Below are 206 nucleotides of genomic sequence, written 5' to 3' on the forward strand. Positions count from 1 at the left end.
CCGGGACGGGCCGAGCTCGGCGGCCTCCTTGAGCGTGAGGAGTTCGGCGACTCTCATCTGAACGTCGGACACAGTCATGCCTCACCCGTCTCGTCGTCCGGCAGGGCCCGCCCCTCGGCAGGCCAGGGGCAGTGCCTGCCGCCATTGAAGGCGCGCGGGCCGTCACCGAGAACCCGGCCACCCCCCTGATCCCGCCCCCATCGGCC

It is taken from the genome of Streptomyces carpinensis, from assembly GCF_002154505.1.
GTDB lineage: Bacteria > Actinomycetota > Actinomycetes > Streptomycetales > Streptomycetaceae > Streptomyces > Streptomyces carpinensis.